This window comes from Solimonas terrae, from assembly GCF_011067135.1.
Classification (GTDB): Bacteria; Pseudomonadota; Gammaproteobacteria; order Nevskiales; family Nevskiaceae; genus Solimonas; species Solimonas terrae.
Genome location: NZ_JAAMOW010000001.1, coordinates 77,997 through 93,906, shown reverse-complemented (window position 1 = coordinate 93,906; position 15,910 = coordinate 77,997). Strand labels below are relative to the sequence as shown.

The window sequence follows — 15,910 nt, the reverse complement described above, 5'->3', positions numbered from 1 at the left end:
TTTCATCGACCGCAGCTCCGGACTCAGAAGAACCCGAGCGCCTTCGGCGAGTAGCTCACCAGCATGTTCTTGGTCTGCTGGTAGTGATCGAGCATCTGCTTGTGCGTCTCGCGGCCGATGCCCGACTGCTTGTAGCCACCGAAGGCCGCATGCGCCGGATACGCGTGGTAGTTGTTGACCCAGACGCGTCCCGCCTGGATGCCGCGACCGAAGCGGTAGACCCGCGAACCGTCACGCGTCCAGACACCGGCCCCCAGGCCGTACGGCGTGTCGTTGGCGATCGCCAGCGCTTCGGCCTCGTCCTTGAAGGTAGTCACCGCGAGCACCGGCCCGAAGATTTCTTCCTGGAAGATGCGCTGCTTGTTGTGGCCCTTGAACACGGTCGGCTTGATGAAGTAGCCGCTGGCCAGATCGGCGGTATCGGTGTTGCGCTCGCCACCGATCAGCAGCTCCGCGCCTTCCTGCTTGCCGATCTCGATATAGCCGAGGATCTTTTCCATCTGCTCGGTCGAGGCCTGCGCACCGATCTGCGTGTTGTGATCGAACGGATTGGACTGCTTGATCGCCGCAACGCGCTTGAGCGCACGCTCGATGAACTTCTCGTAGATGCTCTCCTGCACCAGCGCACGGCTCGGCGAGGTGCAGACTTCGCCCTGGTTGAAGGCGAACAGCACGAAGCCTTCGATGGCCTTGTCGAGCAGATCGTCGTCGGCCGCCATGATGTCCTCGAAGAAGATGTTCGGCGACTTGCCGCCGAGTTCGAGCGTCGCCGGAATCAGGTTCTCGGCGGCATAGCCCGCGATCAACTTGCCGACCGAGGTCGAGCCGGTGAACGCGATCTTGGCAATGCGGGTGCTGGTGGCGAGCGCCTTGCCCGCTTCATGGCCGAGACCGTTGACGATGTTGAGTACACCGGCCGGCAGCAGATCGTGGATCAGTTCGGCGAGCACGAGAATGCTGGCCGGCGTCTGCTCGGCCGGCTTGAGCACGACGGCATTGCCGGCGGCGATCGCCGGGGCGAGTTTCCACGCCGCCATCAGGATCGGGAAATTCCACGGGATGATCTGGCCGACGACGCCGAGTGGTTCGTGGAAGTGATAGGCGATGGTGTTGTCGTCGATCTCGCTGATGCTGCCTTCCTGTGCGCGCAGCACGCCGGCGAAGTAGCGGAAGTGATCGGCGGCGAGCGGGATGTCGGCATTCAGCGTCTCGCGGATCGGCTTGCCGTTGTCCCAGGTCTCGGCGTGCGCGAGCAGTTCGAGGTTCTGGTCGATGCGGTCGGCGATCTTCAGCAGCACGTTCGAGCGCTGCGCCGGCGAGGTGCGGCCCCAGGCGTCCTTGGCCGCGTGCGCAGCATCGAGCGCCAGTTCGACATCCGCCGCCTGCGAACGCGCAACCCTGGTAAAGACCTTGCCGGTCACCGGGCTGACGTTCTCGATGTACTGGCCGCCCACCGGCGCGACCCACTTGCCGCCGATGAAGTTCTCGTAGCGGGCCTTGAAGATGGCGGACGGATCGTTGGCCTGCGGCCGGACGGAAGTGACTGCGTTCATTGGATCTCCTCGATTGATGCGGTTCGTGATGTGTTGCAGGTCGTGCCGTCACAGCGACGCCAGCGGCCTTGCGGATGCCCTGCACCCGCGACGGCCGGCGCGATGGCAAGAAGCAGGCCAAGCGGCAATCACGCTGAATTTGCGGGGAATTCGGAAAAGGCCACCCGCCGCAGCGGCGCCTGCTGTCACGGCAGCGGCGCGCGCCCGTCGTTTGCACTGTCACGCCGATGGGACAGATTGATCTGCGTCAATGCGTCGCGATTGACGTCCGCCACACTGGGGCATAGCGTCATTGAACAGAAACAAGGCGATGGCATCCGACTTGCTAGCCGGCGGCCACACGACAGACCTCGCAGTGCAGCGCGGGCCGTCGCGGTCGAAGCCGTACACAGAACAGAAGGTGGAGAGATGGGTGACACAGCGCTGGTACAACACGCCCGCGGCGTGATGGGTCTGGTCAATGGCCTCGGCGCGCCCCCGCGCGGCGGTGTCAACGACGCGGTACGCGTGTCCTGGGAGCGCTGCGTCAATGCCTACCAGCTCGATCCGGCGCGGCCCCATGCGCCGGATATCGTCGACGGTGCCAACCTCAAGGATCTGCAGACGCGGCACGACGAACTGGTCGACATCGCACGCGCCGAGATGGACACGCTCTACGACCAGATCAGCGGCTCGGGCTATGCGCTGCTGCTGACCGACGCCAAGGGCGTCATCCTCAGCGAGAAGGTCGATCCCACCCTGACGCGCATGTTCCGCGGTGCCGGCCTGATCGTCGGCGCCAACTGGAGCGAACAGTCCGAAGGCACCAACGGCATCGGCACCTGCATCGCCGAAGCCCGGCCGGTGATGATCCATCGCGCCGACCATTTCCGCGCACGGCACATCGCGCTGTCGTGCTCCGGCTCGCCGATCCGCGATCCGCAGGGCGACATGATCGCCGTGCTCGACGCCTCGGTAGTCGGCTCGCACGACACGCGCAGCAGCCAGATGCACACCATGGCGCTGGTCAACACCTCGGCGCGCCTGATCGAGAAATGCCTGTTCCTGCGCCGCAGCCAGCCATTCCGCGTGCTGCGTTTCCACAGCCGCCCGGAGTTCGTCAACCTGCTGCACGATGCCGCACTGGCGCTGGCCGAGGACGGCACCGTGGTGGCCGCCGACGACATGGCCGTGTCGCTGCTGTCGGCGCAAAGCCGTCGCGCGCTGGTCGGCAGCCGCTTCAGCGACCTGTTCGAGATCGACGACAGCGATCTGCGCCAACTCGAATCGGCACGTCACGCCCTGTTCCCGGTCCGCGATCGCCGCTACGGCCGACGCTACTTCCTGAGTCTGGTGCCGCCGCAGAACAGCACGCCCTACATCAGCGCGCAGCCGCTGCGCCGCGTTGCCGCGGCCAGCGAGAGCGTACGGATCGAACCGCTCGGCAAGCCGGAGGCCATGACGCTGTCCGAGCTTGCCGGCGACGACCCGATGATGCTGCGCAACACGCGCTCGGCCAGCCGGGTCGCCAACTCGCCGGTACCGATCCTGATCCAGGGTCCGACCGGTTCCGGCAAGGAAGCGTTCTCCAAGGCGCTGCATCTGGCGAGCGAACGCGCGTCGCAGACCTTCGTCGCCGTCAACTGCGGCGCGATTCCCGAATCGCTGATCGAAGCCGAACTGTTCGGCTACAAGGGCGGCGCCTTCACCGGCGCACGCAAGGAAGGCTCCAGAGGCCGCATCCTGCAGGCCAGCGGCGGCACCCTGTTTCTCGACGAGATCGGCGACATGCCGCTGAATCTGCAGACGCGCCTGCTGCGCGTACTGGAGGAACAGGAGGTCGTGCCGCTCGGCGGCGACACCGCGATCAAGGTCGACCTGCGCGTCATCAGCGCCTCGCACCGGCCGCTGCGCGAGATGATCCAGCGCGGCGAATTCCGCGAGGATCTCTACTACCGCCTGAACGGCATCACGCTCGAACTGCCGGCGCTGCGCCAGCGCGGTGACATCGAGCGGCTCGTGCGCCGTTTCATCGCCATGGAAACCGACCGGCCGGTGACGATAGATGGCGACGCCTTCGCCTGCCTGCTCGCCTATCCATGGCCCGGCAACATCCGCGAGCTGCGCAACGTGGTGCGCACCGCGCTGGCCATCTGCGACGGCGATGTCATCCGCCGCGAGGACCTGCCGTCGGAACTGCGCAACGGCGGCGACAAACCGGCCGCAGCAGCACCGGTCGCGAACAACCTGCCGGCAGCGCCGGCGCTCCCGACGGAAACAACGGGGGCGAGCGGCAACCCGCTGGAAGCCGCCGAGCGCAAGGCGATCCTGCAGGCCATCGAACAGAATCGCTGGAACATGACGCTCACCGCGCGAGCACTCGCCATGAGCCGCAACACCCTGTATCGCAAACTGGCGCGACACGGCATCGCCGTCGGCGACCAGCGCGGTGACAAAGTGTCACGACATTGAGACAGTCGGCCGTGACGACCCGTGGAGCCGCCTACGCACCGAACGCCGGCTCGCCCCGCAGCTGTTCGATGATCGCCGGATTCTCCAGCGTGCTGACGTCCTGCGTCACCGCTTCACCACGGCCGATCGAACGCAGCAGGCGGCGCATGATCTTGCCGGAGCGTGTCTTCGGCAACTGTTCGACGATGCGCACTTCGTCGGGTCTGGCGATTGCGCCGAGCTGGGTGGCAACCCACTGACAGAGTTCCTGTGCCAGCCCGGCTGCGATGGCGGCTTCGCGCGCGCCGTTGACGACGACGAACGCGAGGATCGCCTCGCCCTTGACCGGATGCGAACGGCCGACGACCGCCGCTTCGGTCACGCGCGGATGCGCGACCAGCGCCGATTCGACTTCCGCCGTACCGAGACGATGGCCGGAGACATTGAGCACGTCGTCGATGCGGCCGAGGATCCAGAAATAGCCATCCTCGTCGCGCTGCGCGCCATCACCGGCGACGTAGATGGTTTTGCCGAAGCGTCCGAAATACGTGCTGCAGTAGCGCGCGTCATCGCCCCAGATCGTGCTCAGCATCGACGGCCAGGGCTTGCCGACAACCAGCAGGCCGCCGTGTCCGGGCTTGCTCAGCGGATGGCCGTCCTCGTCGACGATCTCGGCGCAGATGCCGGGCAGCGGCAGCGTGCAGGAGCCGGGCTTGGTCGGCATGGCGCCCGGCACCGGCGCGATCATGATGGCGCCGGTTTCGGTCTGCCACCAGGTATCGACCACCGGGCAACGACCGCCGCCGATCACGCGCTGGTACCACAGCCAGGCCGCCGGATTGATCGGCTCGCCGACGCTGCCGAGCAGACGCAGCGACGACAGATCGTGCCGCGCCGGCAGCTCGTCGCCGAGACGCATCAACGAGCGGATCGCGGTCGGTGCGGTGTAGAAAATGCTGACCTTGTGCGCCGCTATCATGCGCCAGAAGCGCTCGCCGTCCGGCCAGGTCGGCACGCCTTCGAAGATCACCTGCGTCGCGGCATTGGCGAGCGGCCCGTAGGCGACGTATGAGTGGCCGGTGATCCAGCCGATGTCGGCGGTGCACCAGAACACATCGCCGGGCTGCAGGTCGAAAACCCATTGCATGGTGACCGTCGCGCCGAGCAGATAGCCGGCGGTGGAGTGCTGCACGCCCTTGGGTTTGCCGGTGGAACCCGACGTGTACAGCAGGAACAGCGGATGCTCCGACTCCACCCATTCCGGTTCGCAGTGCGTGGCCTGTTGCGGCACCAGCGTCTGCCACCAGAGATCGCGACCGGCTTGCATCGCACAGCCGTCGAGGCGCTGGAACACCAGCACATGCTCGACGCTCCCGCAGCCGGCTGACAGGGCACGATCGACAGTCGCCTTCAGCTCCACGCGCTTGCCGCCGCGCGGGGCGGCATCGGCGGTGATGACGACGCTGGCGCCGGCGTCCTCGATGCGGTCCTTCAGCGATTCGGCGGAGAAGCCACCGAACACCGCGGAGTGCACGGCGCCGATGCGCGCGCAGGCCTGCATGGCGATCACGGCCTGCACGCCCATCGGCAGGTACAGCACGACACGGTCGCCCTTGCCGATGCCGAGCAGGCGCAGTGCGTTGCCGAGCCTGCATACCTCTTCGTGCAGCGCGGCGTACGTCCAGCGCTGCACCTCACCGTCGTCGCGCTCGAAGATGATGGCGGTGTCCTGCGCGCGCGTCGGCAGGTGCCGGTCGAGGCAGTTCACCGAGGCATTCAGGCGGCCGCCGCCGAACCAGCGATACAGCGGCGCGTGGCTGTCGTCGAGCGTCTGTCCGAATGGCTGTTGCCAGCACAGCTGCGTACGCGCCTGTGCAGCCCAGAAGCCCTCGTGATCGGCGGCTGCGTGCGCACGCAGCGCCGCCAGGCGCTCGCCGTTGAAGTTCGCGGACGCAGCGAACGCCGGCGACGGCGCGAAGCTGCGCTCCTCGTGCAGGACGGATTCGATCTCCGGTGCAGTGGCACTCATGTACGGCTCTCCTCTGGTTCTTGCCGGCAGGGCCCGCAGCGCGCGGACCGGCGGCGCTTAGCAAAGCCGATGCCATGCGCCACCGACCGTGCATCCGCCGTCGTCGTAGTCCCGTGCCGCGACGGCGACGACACGGACGGTCCCGCTGCCGGCGCGCGGCGGGACAACAAACTCACAGCGGCAGCGCCGCCACGAAACCGTCGACTGCGCTCACCGCGCTGCCGAACACCTCGATCACCGAACCGCAGCCGCTGCGCGTCAGCAGCTTGCCCTGCTCGCGGTAGTACGCGAGCAGCGGGCCGGTTTCAGTCCGATACACCGCAAGGCGTCGGCGGATGGTCTGCTCCGTGTCGTCGCTGCGGCCTTCCTCGATGCCGCGCAGGAGCATGCGTCGCAGCAGTTCCTCGCACGGCACTTCGAGATGCAGCACGGCGTCGATGCCGGCCTGTCCCTGTCGCGCAAGCATGGCGTCCAGCGTCTGCGCCTGCCGCACATTGCGCGGGAAGCCGTCGAGGATGAAGCCGGCGGTGACATCGTCCTCCGCCAGCCGTTCCTCGACGATGCCGATGACGATGCGATCCTCGACCAGCTGGCCGGCATCCATGGCGGCCTTGGCTTCAAGGCCGAGTGCGGTACGCAGGCGTACCGCGGCGCGCAGGGCGTCGCCGGTCGACAGGCGCGGGATGCCGTAATGCGCCGACAGCATTTCGCCCTGCGTGCCCTTGCCGCAACCCGGCGCTCCGAGCAATACGATTTTCATGCGTTCATCACTCCTTCGTGAATGTCGCGATCTGAAGTGGGCGCCACAGAGCAAGTCCGATGCCATGGCGGCTGGCGAGCGGCAAAAGCCTCGCGCCGACAGGCGACGACGAGCGACCGCCTCCGACGGTTTGCACTGCTCGGGCCGGATTCGTGACGGACTGTCCCGCTGCAGCTGTGTCGTGGCTGACACGCTGTCGTGCCTGGGCCGCTGCCGTCGACCCGCGCCGCGGACGCCGGCGGCGGTAGCGCACCGTGGCACGAGGCTTGCTCTTCGCCGCGCCAAGCGCCGGCATCCAGATCGGCTTGCACAATGAACGAGGAGTCACGATGCGCCACTCATGCCGGCCTCTGCCGCCCAGCGTCCTGGCGATTGCGATCGCCGCGGTCTGCGTCCATGCGGCCGCCGACGATGCCCCGGACACGATCACCGTGACGGCGACGCGCCTGCCGGCGCCGTCGTTCGACGTGCCGGCGTCGATCAGCACCGTATCGAGCGACGAGCTCGCCGACACCGCGCTCGGCGTCAATCTCTCCGAAGTGCTGCCGGCGGTGCCGGGCCTGCTCGCGCGCGATCGCCAGAACTACGCACAGGACACGCAGATCTCGGTTCGCGGCTTCGGCGCGCGTTCGACCTTCGGCGTGCGCGGCGTGCGTCTCTACCTCGACGGCATTCCGGCAACACAGCCCGATGGCCAGGGCCAGGTCTCGCACTTCAATCTCGAATCGGCCGATCGCGTCGAAGTGCTGCGCGGGCCGTTCTCGACCCTGTACGGCAATTCGTCCGGCGGCGTCATCCAGTTGTTCACGGCCGATGGCAGCGCACAGCCGGAACTGTTCGGCGGCGTCGCGCTCGGCAGTTACGGCACGCGCCGCGGCGATGTCGGTGCCAGCGGCCGGCTGGGCATCGCCGACTACAACTTCGACTACCTGCACTTCACGACCGACGGCGTTCGCGATCACAGTGCGGCGACGCGCGATTCGTTCAACGGCAAGCTGGGCCTCGACTTCTCGGACGGCGGCAAGCTCACGCTGCTGCTCAATTACTTCAACTCGCCGCACGCCCAGGACCCGCTGGGCCTCACACGCGATCAGTTCGAAGCCGATCCGCGCCAGGCTACCGCGGTCGCCACGCAGTACGACACGCGCAAGAGCGCCGACCAGAAACAGATCGGCGCGATCTACGACTGCGCGCTGAGTCCGGCGCAGGCCCTGCGCGTGCTGGTCTACGGCGGCCATCGCAACGTCGAGCAGTTTCTTTCCATCCCGCCTTCGGCACAGGCCAACCCGCGACATTCCGGCGGCGTCGTCGATCTCGGCACCGGCTACGGCGGCGGCGATCTGCGCTGGAGCTGGCACGGCGCGCTGGCACGACAACCGCTGGAAGTGATCGCCGGTCTGAGTTACGACGCGCTCGCCCAGCAGCGTCGCGGCTACGAGAATTTCGTCGGCGATACGCTCGGTGTACGCGGCGCGCTGCGACGCGACGAGAACGACGACGTCCACGATTTCGACCAGTATCTGCAGGCGAACTGGGATTTCGCCGAGCGCTGGTCGCTGCTCGCCGGCCTGCGCCACAGCAAGGTCAGGTTCAAATCCGAAGACCACTACATCACCAGCAGCAATCCCGACGACAGCGGCAGCACGCACTACGGCGCGACCACGCCGGTCGCCGGCCTGAGCTTTCACTACAGCCCGACGCTCAATCTGTACGCCGCCTACGGGCAGGGCTTCGAGACGCCGACCTTTGCCGAACTCGCCTATCGCCCCGACGGCCAGGCCGGCCTCAATTTCGACCTCGACGCCGCGCGCTCGGACAATGCCGAAATCGGCGCCAAGTGGCATCCGCGCCAACGCGTGCAGACCGAACTCGCGCTGTTCCAGACCCTGACGCGCGACGAACTCGTGACCGCGACCAACAGCGGTGGCCGTTCCACCTACGACAACGCCGGCCGTACACGCCGGCGCGGCATCGAAGCCTCGGCGCTGGCGCGTCTGCCGCACGACTTCAAGCTGCAACTCGCCTACACCCTGCTCGACGCCACCACGCGCGCGGCCTACACGACCTGCACCGGCAGCCCCTGCGCGCAGCCGAGCAACAGCAATCCGAGCGGCACCAACCTCGGCACGGTCGCCGCCGGCAGTCGCATTCCCGGTGTTCCCGAATCCAATCTCTACGCCGAACTGCGCTGGGGACGCGACAGCGGCTGGAATGCGGCGCTCGACGGCCGCTACGTCTCGAAGGTCCAGGTCAACGACATCGACAGCGAAGCCGCACCCTCGTACGGCCTGCTCGATGCCAGTGCCGGCTATGTCTTCGACCTGCCGACACTGCGCGTGCGCAGCTTCGTGCGTGTCGACAATCTGCTCGATCGCGACTACGTCGGCTCGGTGATCGTCAACGACGGCAACGGCCGCTACTACGAGCCGGGCCCCGGCCGCAGCGTGCTCGCCGGGCTGCGACTGGAGTGGAAGTACTGAGGCGGCGCCGGGGCGAGAACCGCAGCGAGGCAGGCGCGCGATCACTCAGGCCTCCGTTTCGACGACCAGATCGGCCAGGTTGTGATCGGCGGTGTTGATGCACGCGTGGCGCGCCGCACGAAGCCGGCTGGCCGCTGCCGGTGCGACGCCGAAGATCGCCGCGGCGTCGGCCGACCCGATCTGCGGCTGCGGCGCACGTCGCGCCTTGCGAGCCACCATGTCGCCAGCGCCGGCAGCGGAAGCCACAGATACAGACGGGCCAGCCACGCGACGAACATCAGCATCCGGGCAACGCCCGCGCGTGACGCGGCCGGCAGCACGAATGCCGACATCGCGTCCCGCCCATCGCGCATGTGTGCGCGGTACCAACCGCTTCCCGATGCCGTCGCTGCGCCGCATTCCCGCGCTCCCCGGATGTCGGTGCACGATACGGCGGCGGCGACCGGGATCACTTGATTTGCGTCAAGCGACGGTGACGCGTTCGCGCTGCCGCGACGGTTCAGCGTTCGCCGTGCCAGTAACGCTGCATTTCGATGTAGGCGAATGACGCCGACCAGGTCAACAGTACGAAACCGGTCAACGCCTCGCTGCCGAGGATCAGCCGCAGAGGGCCGTGCGGCACGAGATCGCCATAGCCCACGGTCGTGTAGGTCGTCGTCGACAGGTAGACGGCGTCGAGCAACTGCGGCGTGTCGGCGCCACCGATCGCACCGAATGCCGGATGCGACGCGACCGCGTAAATGCCCAGACCGAAGATCCAGATCTCGGCGGTGTGCAGGGTGATGATGCAGAAGATCAGCCCGAGGATGCGCAGGCGCGGCGGCATCTGCCAGCGGGAGATGGCGCGATTGAGTCGCTCCAGACCTTCGTAATGCAGCACCACTGCCGCCGCGACCAGCATCAGCGTCGCGGCGACGGTCAGCCAGTAGACCGGCTCGGCCGCGGCAGCCAGCAGGCCGGGCGTGCCGGGCATGACGACACCGATCGCGGACGATCGCATGTGTCGCACTAGCCGCGCCGTTCAGCTCAGCGCCACGGTTCCGGACTCATTGCCGGAAATCGAGCACTACCCGCCCTTCGATCTGGCCTTCGTGCATGCGGCGGAAGACATCATTGATGTTCTCGAGTCTTTCCGTCGACACGATTGCGCGCACCTTGCCCTCGCCGGCGAACTGCAGCGATTCCTGAAGATCCTGGCGTGTGCCGACAATCGAGCCGCGCACGGTGATGCCGCTGAGCACGACATCGAAGATCGGCAACGGAAAGCTGCCGGGCGGCAGACCGTTGAGCGAAACGGTACCGCCGCGTCGCACCATGCCGAGCGCCTGCTCGAACGCCCTGGGCGACACCGCCGTCACCAGCGCACCGTGGGCGCCGCCGATCTCCTTCTTCAGATAGACGGCGGGATCGGTCTTCATCGCATTGACGACGACCGTGGCGCCGAGCTGGCGCGCGAGATCCAGTTTGTCGTCATCGACATCGACCGCCGCGACATTGAGACCCATGGCCCTGGCGTACTGCACGGCCATGTGGCCGAGTCCGCCGATGCCGGAAATCACCACCCACTGGCCCGGCCGCGTATCGGTGACCTTGAGTCCCTTGTAGACGGTGACACCGGCACACAGCACCGGCGCGATGTCGACGAAGCCGATGTTGGGCGGCAAATGGCCGACATAGTCCGGATCGGCGATCACGTATTCGGCGAAGCCGCCGTTGACGGAGTAGCCGGTGTTCTGCTGACTCTCGCACAGCGTCTCCCAGCCGCCGAGGCAGTGCTCGCAGTGCCCGCAGGCGCTGTACAGCCATGGCACGCCGACACGGTCGCCTTCCCTCACGTGGTGCACGCCGGCACCAACCGCCGATACGTAGCCGACGCCTTCATGGCCGGGAATGAACGGCGGCGACGGTTTCACCGGCCAGTCACCTTCCGCAGCGTGCAGATCGGTATGGCAGACGCCGGATGCCTGGATCTTGACCTGGATCTGGCCGGGACCCGGCGTCGGGATCGCGACCTCCTCGATCTGCAGCGGCTGATGGAATTCGCGGACGACCGCGGCTTTCATGGTCTTCATCTCGTGCTCCGTGGATCGTCGCGGTTCAGAACAGGCCCAGGGCCTGCTCGCTGTAGCTGACCAGCATGTTCTTGGTCTGCTGGTAGTGATCGAGCATCATCTTGTGCGTCTCGCGGCCGATGCCGGATTCCTTGTACCCGCCGAACGCGGCATGAGCCGGATAGGCGTGGTACTGGTTGACCCATACCCGGCCGGCCTCGATCGCGCGACCCATGCGATAGCAGGTATTCGCGTCGCGGCTCCAGACGCCGGCGCCCAGCCCGTAGATCGTGTCGTTGGCGATCTCGATCGCTTCGTCGACATCCTTGAAGGTCGTGACCGAGAGCACCGGCCCGAAGATTTCCTCCTGGAAGATGCGCATCCGGTTGTCGCCGCGAAACACGGTGGGCTGCAGGTAGTAGCCGCCGGACAGCGCCGACTCGACGGTCGCGCGCGCACCACCGGTCAGCAGGGAGGCGCCTTCGTCCTTGCCGATGGCGATGTAGCGCAGGATCTTGCTCTCCTGCTCCTTCGAGTTCTGCGGACCCATCTGGGTCGCCATGTCGAGCGGATTGCCGACGCGAATCCTTTCGATACGCGCGATCGCACGCTCCATGAAGCGCTCGTAGATCGACTCCTGCACCAGCGCGCGGCTCGGGCAGGTGCAGACCTCACCCTTGTTGAACGCGAACAGCACCAGGCCTTCGATGGCCTTGTCGAGATACGCATCGTCGGCGCGCATCACGTCTTCGAAGAACACGTTCGGCGATTTGCCGCCGAGTTCCAGAGTCGCCGGGATCAGGCTCTCGGCGGCGTGACGCGCGATGTCGCGGCCGGTTTCGGTCGAGCCGGTGAACGCGATCTTGGCAATGCGCTTGCTCGCCGCCAGCGCTTCACCGGCTTCCGCGCCGCTGCCGTTGACGATATTGAGCACGCCAGGCGGCAACACGTCGGCGATCAGCTCGGCGAACACGAGGATGCTGGCCGGCGTGTTCTTCGACGGCTTGATGACAACGCAATTGCCGGCGGCCAGCGCCGGCGCCATCTTCCATGCTGCCATCAGCAGCGGAAAATTCCAGGGAATGATCTGGCCGACGACACCGAGCGGCTCGTGGAAGTGATACGCGACCATGTCGTGATCGATCTCGCCGATCGATCCTTCCTGACCGCGAATGCAGCCGGCGAAATAGCGGAAGTGATCGATCGCCAGCGGCACGTCTGCCGCCATGGTCTCGCGGATCGGCTTGCCGTTGTCCCAGGTCTCGGCCCGTGCCAGCAGGTCCAGCTTGTCCTCCATGCGGTCGGCGATGCGATTGAGCAGCCGTGCTCTTTCGGCAACCGCTGTGCGCCCCCAGGCGCGTCGCGCCTTGTGCGCGGCGTCGAGCGCGCGTTCGACGTCCTGTGCATCGGAGCGCGGGATTTCACAAACCACGTCGCCGTTGACCGGCGATACATTGGCGAAGTAGCGCCCGGCCGCAGGCGCCAGCCATCGGCCACCGATGAAGTTTTCATAGCGCGCCTTGAACGGATGGCGCAGCGTGGCGGCAGTGCAGGGTTCGGGCTTGTTCATGAGACTCTCCAATTTGCGCGTTCCTTGCGGGAACGCCGAAGGGGTGCACGCAAATTAGGGATGCCGGCTCGGCACTGCATTGACCTGCGTCATGAGTCCACGGCATCCGAGACCGGGAAACAGAAAGGCCGCGGCAGACGCCGCGGCCTCCTGCACGCCGACTGCCTCAGCGCTTCAAGGCGTTGCCGATCTCGGCGTAGCCGCGTCTCAGCGCTTCGGCGAGCAGACCGGCGGCGGTCTCGATTTCCGGTCGCGCCGATTCGGCAGCCGTCTGTGCGCGATGCGCGTGTTCTTTCAGGCTGTCCCACTGCCGTTCGAGGACCTGCCAGCGATCGTTCACGTCCGCGCCCAGCAGATGCAGATGCAGCAGCAGCTCGTCACGCACGAGCTGCAAGGCGCGCAGGTCGTTGCGCAGGGCGGTCTTCATTCGCGGCATGTGTGCATCCTCTGCTGTGGAGATGCAGCGAGTCTCCGCGAGGCCTGCCACTGCGGCGATGATCTGCGTCAATACCGCAGGGTGCGCGCCACCGGCGTCGATCAGAAGGCGCCGTGCACGCCGCGCACGATCAGCAGCAGCGCGGCGATCGAACCGACGCCGGCGAATGCCTGCTGCAGCCGCGGCCCGGCGAGCCGCGCCGCGAACAGACGCCCACCGAGCACGCCGGCGACCGCACCACCGGCAAACGGCACGCCGACCGCCCAGTGCATGACACCGCCGATACTCGCGGCGGCGACGCTGCCGGCCGACACCAGGGCGATGACGGCGAGCGAAGTCGCGACGATGCTCTTCATGTCGAGATCGGTATAGCGGCTCAGCGCCGGCACGATGACGAAGCCGCCGCCGACGCCGAGCAGACCGGACAACACGCCGGATATGACGCCGGTCAGCGCCAGCGAGCGCGCGCACGGCAAGGTCCAGCGCAGGCGGCCGCGGCCGGGATTGATCACGCAGGGCAGGACTTCGGTGCGCGGCGGCTGCGGACCTTCGCGCAGTTCGCGGCGGGCCTGGCGGTACATGCGCTGCATCGCGTAGATCAGCAAGGCCGCGAAGGCCAGCGCCAGCGGCGCATTCGGCACGCGATGCGCGATCCACAAACCGAGCGGCGCGAACACGATGCCGATGCCGGCAATGAAACCGGCCGCGCGATAGCGCACGATGCCTTCGCGCAGGCCGAGCACGGCACCGAGCGCGGCACTGAGGCCGACGGCGAGCAGGCCGACCGGCGCCGCCTGCGCCATCGACAGACCGAGTCCGAACACCAGCAGCGGCACCGCGAGGATGCCGCCGCCGGCACCGGTCAACGCGAGGATGGCGCCGACCACGGCGCCGAGCGCGGAACCGAGCAGCAGGTGTTCGTTCATGGCTTCAGTCCGCCAGTTCCGGCTGCGCCATCCACTCGCGACCCTTGAGCATGGCCTGCCAGTACAGCGGCGGCAGGACGCGTTCCTTCAGCCACCAGGCGGCACGGGTCGGCTTGCGGCCGTCGAGCAACCAACTCGGGAAGCTCGGCGCCAGCTTGCCGCCGTAGGTGAATTCGGCCAGCACGATCTTGCCGCGCTCGACAGTCAGCGGGCATGAACCGTAACCGTCGTAGCGCGCCTCGGTGCGTGCGCGGCCAAGCGCGGCCAGCACATTGTGCGCAACGACGGGCGCCTGCTTGCGAGCGGCGGCGGCGGTCTTGGCATTGCTGGTATTGGTGCAATCGCCCAGCGCATGCACGTTGCCGAACTGACGATGCCGCAAGCTGGCCGGATCGACGTCGACCCAGCCGGCCGCGTCGGCAAACGGGCTGACACGCAGGAAATCCGGCGCGACCTGCGGCGGCACCACATGCAGGAAATCGAATTCGCGTTCGACGGTCTCGCGAGTCCCGTCAGTCCGGTTGCGTGCAAAACTCGCGATCCGGCGCGCGCCGTCGACCTTCACCAAGGTGTGCCCGAAGTTCAGATCGATGCCATAGCGCTCGACGTAGTGCATCAATGCGGGCACGTAGTCGGCGACGCCGAACAGCACGCCGCCGGCGTTGTAGAACTCCGGCTCGATCTTCGCGAGCACACCCTCCCGACGCCAGTGATCGCACGACAGATACATCGCCTTCTGCGGCGCCCCGGCACATTTGATCGGCATCGGCGGCTGGGTAAACAACGCCCGCCCTTCGCGCAGCTTCTGCACCAGATCCCAGGTGTATGGCGCGAGATCGTAGCGGTAGTTCGAAGTCACGCCGTTGCGACCGAGCGTTTCGTCGAGTCCTTCGATGCCGGCCCAGTTGAGCTTGAGTCCGGGGCAGATGACGAGCTGATCGTAGCCGACGACACGGCAGCCATCGAGCACGACGGCGTTGGCGCGCGGCTCGAAGGCGGCGACCGCGGCCTTGATCCAGTGCACGCCGCGCGGAATCAGGGAAGCCATCGTGCGCGCCGTATGCGACGGTTTGAACACACCGGCGCCGACCAGCGTCCAGCCCGGCTGGTAGTAGTGCACGTCCGCCGGATCGATGATGGCGATGTCCAGCTTCGCGTCGCGCGACAGCAGGCTCGCCGCGGTCGCGATGCCGGCCGCGCCACCACCGATGATGACGATCTGGTGGCGGGCATCGACACGATCGACTGGTGTACGTCCGCCGTTGGCGATGCGGCGCGCAACGGCGGCGAGGTCGTAGCCGGCGACGCGCGCGATGTCGAGGATTTCCGGCAGCGGCCGGCGTTGCACTTGCGCCAGCGCCCACAGCGTTGCCGACCGCGTACCCGTGCGGCAATACGCGAACACCGGTTTCGGCAGTTCGCACAGCAACTCGCCGAAGCGCTGCGCAGCGGCGTCGTCGACCTTGCCGGACTCGATCGGCAGATAGACAGGCTTCAGTCCCGCTGCCTCCGCGGCGCGGGCGATCTCTTCATACAGCGGCTGGTCGGCCCCCTCGCCGTCCGGACGATTGCAGATCAGACTGCGATACCCCTGCGCCGCGAGTGCGGCAATATCGGCGACGGCAATCTGCGGGGCGACCGACAGATCGTCGCCAAGCTTGCGAACCTGCATGCG

At 67.0% G+C, this 15,910-nt stretch carries 12 protein-coding genes; 2 read left to right on the top strand and 10 right to left on the bottom strand.

Features of this window, described 5'->3' with window-relative positions; translation table 11 throughout:
* Positions 1-23 precede the first annotated feature (23 nt).
* The gene (exaC, locus tag G7Y85_RS00485) at positions 24-1,553 is read right to left on the bottom strand and encodes an acetaldehyde dehydrogenase ExaC (RefSeq protein ID WP_166250656.1); all 1,530 of its coding nucleotides are present in this window, start codon (positions 1,551-1,553) and stop codon (positions 24-26) included.
* A 408-nt stretch (positions 1,554-1,961) separates the two neighbouring features.
* On the opposite strand from exaC (G7Y85_RS00485), the gene G7Y85_RS00480 reads away from it, so the two are divergent.
* The gene (locus tag G7Y85_RS00480) at positions 1,962-4,004 is read left to right on the top strand and encodes a sigma-54-dependent Fis family transcriptional regulator (protein WP_166250655.1); all 2,043 of its coding nucleotides are present in this window, start codon (positions 1,962-1,964) and stop codon (positions 4,002-4,004) included.
* A 31-nt stretch (positions 4,005-4,035) separates the two neighbouring features.
* On the opposite strand, the gene acs is transcribed toward G7Y85_RS00480, so the two are convergent.
* Both acs and G7Y85_RS00470 read right to left on the bottom strand, forming a co-directional pair.
* Positions 4,036-6,012: an acetate--CoA ligase gene (acs, locus tag G7Y85_RS00475; RefSeq protein ID WP_166250654.1), complete on the bottom strand. Its 1,977-nt coding sequence runs from the start codon at positions 6,010-6,012 to the stop codon at positions 4,036-4,038.
* A gap of 172 nt (positions 6,013-6,184) precedes the next feature.
* The gene (locus G7Y85_RS00470; RefSeq protein WP_166250653.1) at positions 6,185-6,772 is read right to left on the bottom strand and encodes an adenylate kinase; all 588 of its coding nucleotides are present in this window, start codon (positions 6,770-6,772) and stop codon (positions 6,185-6,187) included.
* A 329-nt stretch (positions 6,773-7,101) separates the two neighbouring features.
* Between G7Y85_RS00470 and G7Y85_RS00465 the strand changes: the two genes are divergently transcribed.
* Entirely contained in the window at positions 7,102-9,252 is a 2,151-nt protein-coding gene (locus tag G7Y85_RS00465; protein WP_166250652.1) for a TonB-dependent receptor family protein, read from the top strand.
* A gap of 45 nt (positions 9,253-9,297) precedes the next feature.
* Here the strand turns inward: G7Y85_RS00465 and G7Y85_RS00460 are convergent, their stop codons facing one another.
* The 7 genes from G7Y85_RS00460 to G7Y85_RS00430 all read right to left on the bottom strand — a co-directional run bounded on the left by G7Y85_RS00460 (position 9,298) and on the right by G7Y85_RS00430 (position 15,907).
* A complete protein-coding gene (locus G7Y85_RS00460) occupies positions 9,298-9,471 on the bottom strand; it encodes a hypothetical protein (RefSeq protein ID WP_166250651.1) in 174 nt (57 codons plus the stop codon).
* Between the two features lie 280 nt (positions 9,472-9,751).
* A complete protein-coding gene (locus tag G7Y85_RS00455) occupies positions 9,752-10,252 on the bottom strand; it encodes an ion channel (RefSeq protein WP_166250650.1) in 501 nt (166 codons plus the stop codon).
* 46 nt (positions 10,253-10,298) lie between these two features.
* On the bottom strand, positions 10,299-11,324 hold the full coding sequence (gene adhP / locus G7Y85_RS00450) for an alcohol dehydrogenase AdhP (protein ID WP_166250649.1): 1,026 nt from the start codon (positions 11,322-11,324) through the stop codon (positions 10,299-10,301).
* A 25-nt stretch (positions 11,325-11,349) separates the two neighbouring features.
* Positions 11,350-12,873 carry an acetaldehyde dehydrogenase ExaC gene (gene exaC, locus G7Y85_RS00445; RefSeq protein ID WP_166250648.1) on the bottom strand — a complete coding sequence of 508 codons (1,524 nt, stop codon included), beginning with the start codon at positions 12,871-12,873 and terminating at the stop codon, positions 11,350-11,352.
* Positions 12,874-13,039: 166 nt separating this feature from the next.
* Entirely contained in the window at positions 13,040-13,309 is a 270-nt protein-coding gene (locus G7Y85_RS00440) for a hypothetical protein (protein ID WP_166250647.1), read from the bottom strand.
* A 101-nt stretch (positions 13,310-13,410) separates the two neighbouring features.
* Complete coding sequence (locus G7Y85_RS00435) at positions 13,411-14,235, bottom strand: sulfite exporter TauE/SafE family protein (protein ID WP_166250646.1); 825 nt, start codon at positions 14,233-14,235, stop codon at positions 13,411-13,413.
* Positions 14,236-14,239: 4 nt separating this feature from the next.
* A complete protein-coding gene (locus G7Y85_RS00430) occupies positions 14,240-15,907 on the bottom strand; it encodes a bifunctional protein tyrosine phosphatase family protein/NAD(P)/FAD-dependent oxidoreductase (RefSeq protein ID WP_166250645.1) in 1,668 nt (555 codons plus the stop codon).
* Between the last annotated feature and the right edge of the window lie 3 nt (positions 15,908-15,910).

Excerpts from the sequence above, each read along its gene's own strand:
- exaC (WP_166250656.1), bottom strand. The coding sequence starts at position 1,553 with ATGAACGCAGTCACTTCCGTCCGGCCGCAGGCCAACGATCCGTCCGCC.
- G7Y85_RS00480 (WP_166250655.1), top strand. The coding sequence starts at position 1,962 with ATGGGTGACACAGCGCTGGTACAACACGCCCGCGGCGTGATGGGTCTG.
- acs (WP_166250654.1), bottom strand. The coding sequence starts at position 6,012 with ATGAGTGCCACTGCACCGGAGATCGAATCCGTCCTGCACGAGGAGCGC.
- G7Y85_RS00470 (WP_166250653.1), bottom strand. The coding sequence starts at position 6,772 with ATGAAAATCGTATTGCTCGGAGCGCCGGGTTGCGGCAAGGGCACGCAG.
- G7Y85_RS00465 (WP_166250652.1), top strand. The coding sequence starts at position 7,102 with ATGCGCCACTCATGCCGGCCTCTGCCGCCCAGCGTCCTGGCGATTGCG.
- G7Y85_RS00460 (WP_166250651.1), bottom strand. The coding sequence starts at position 9,471 with ATGGTGGCTCGCAAGGCGCGACGTGCGCCGCAGCCGCAGATCGGGTCG.
- G7Y85_RS00455 (WP_166250650.1), bottom strand. The coding sequence starts at position 10,252 with ATGCGATCGTCCGCGATCGGTGTCGTCATGCCCGGCACGCCCGGCCTG.
- adhP (WP_166250649.1), bottom strand. The coding sequence starts at position 11,324 with ATGAAGACCATGAAAGCCGCGGTCGTCCGCGAATTCCATCAGCCGCTG.
- exaC (WP_166250648.1), bottom strand. The coding sequence starts at position 12,873 with ATGAACAAGCCCGAACCCTGCACTGCCGCCACGCTGCGCCATCCGTTC.
- G7Y85_RS00440 (WP_166250647.1), bottom strand. The coding sequence starts at position 13,309 with ATGCCGCGAATGAAGACCGCCCTGCGCAACGACCTGCGCGCCTTGCAG.
- G7Y85_RS00435 (WP_166250646.1), bottom strand. The coding sequence starts at position 14,235 with ATGAACGAACACCTGCTGCTCGGTTCCGCGCTCGGCGCCGTGGTCGGC.
- G7Y85_RS00430 (WP_166250645.1), bottom strand. The coding sequence starts at position 15,907 with ATGCAGGTTCGCAAGCTTGGCGACGATCTGTCGGTCGCCCCGCAGATT.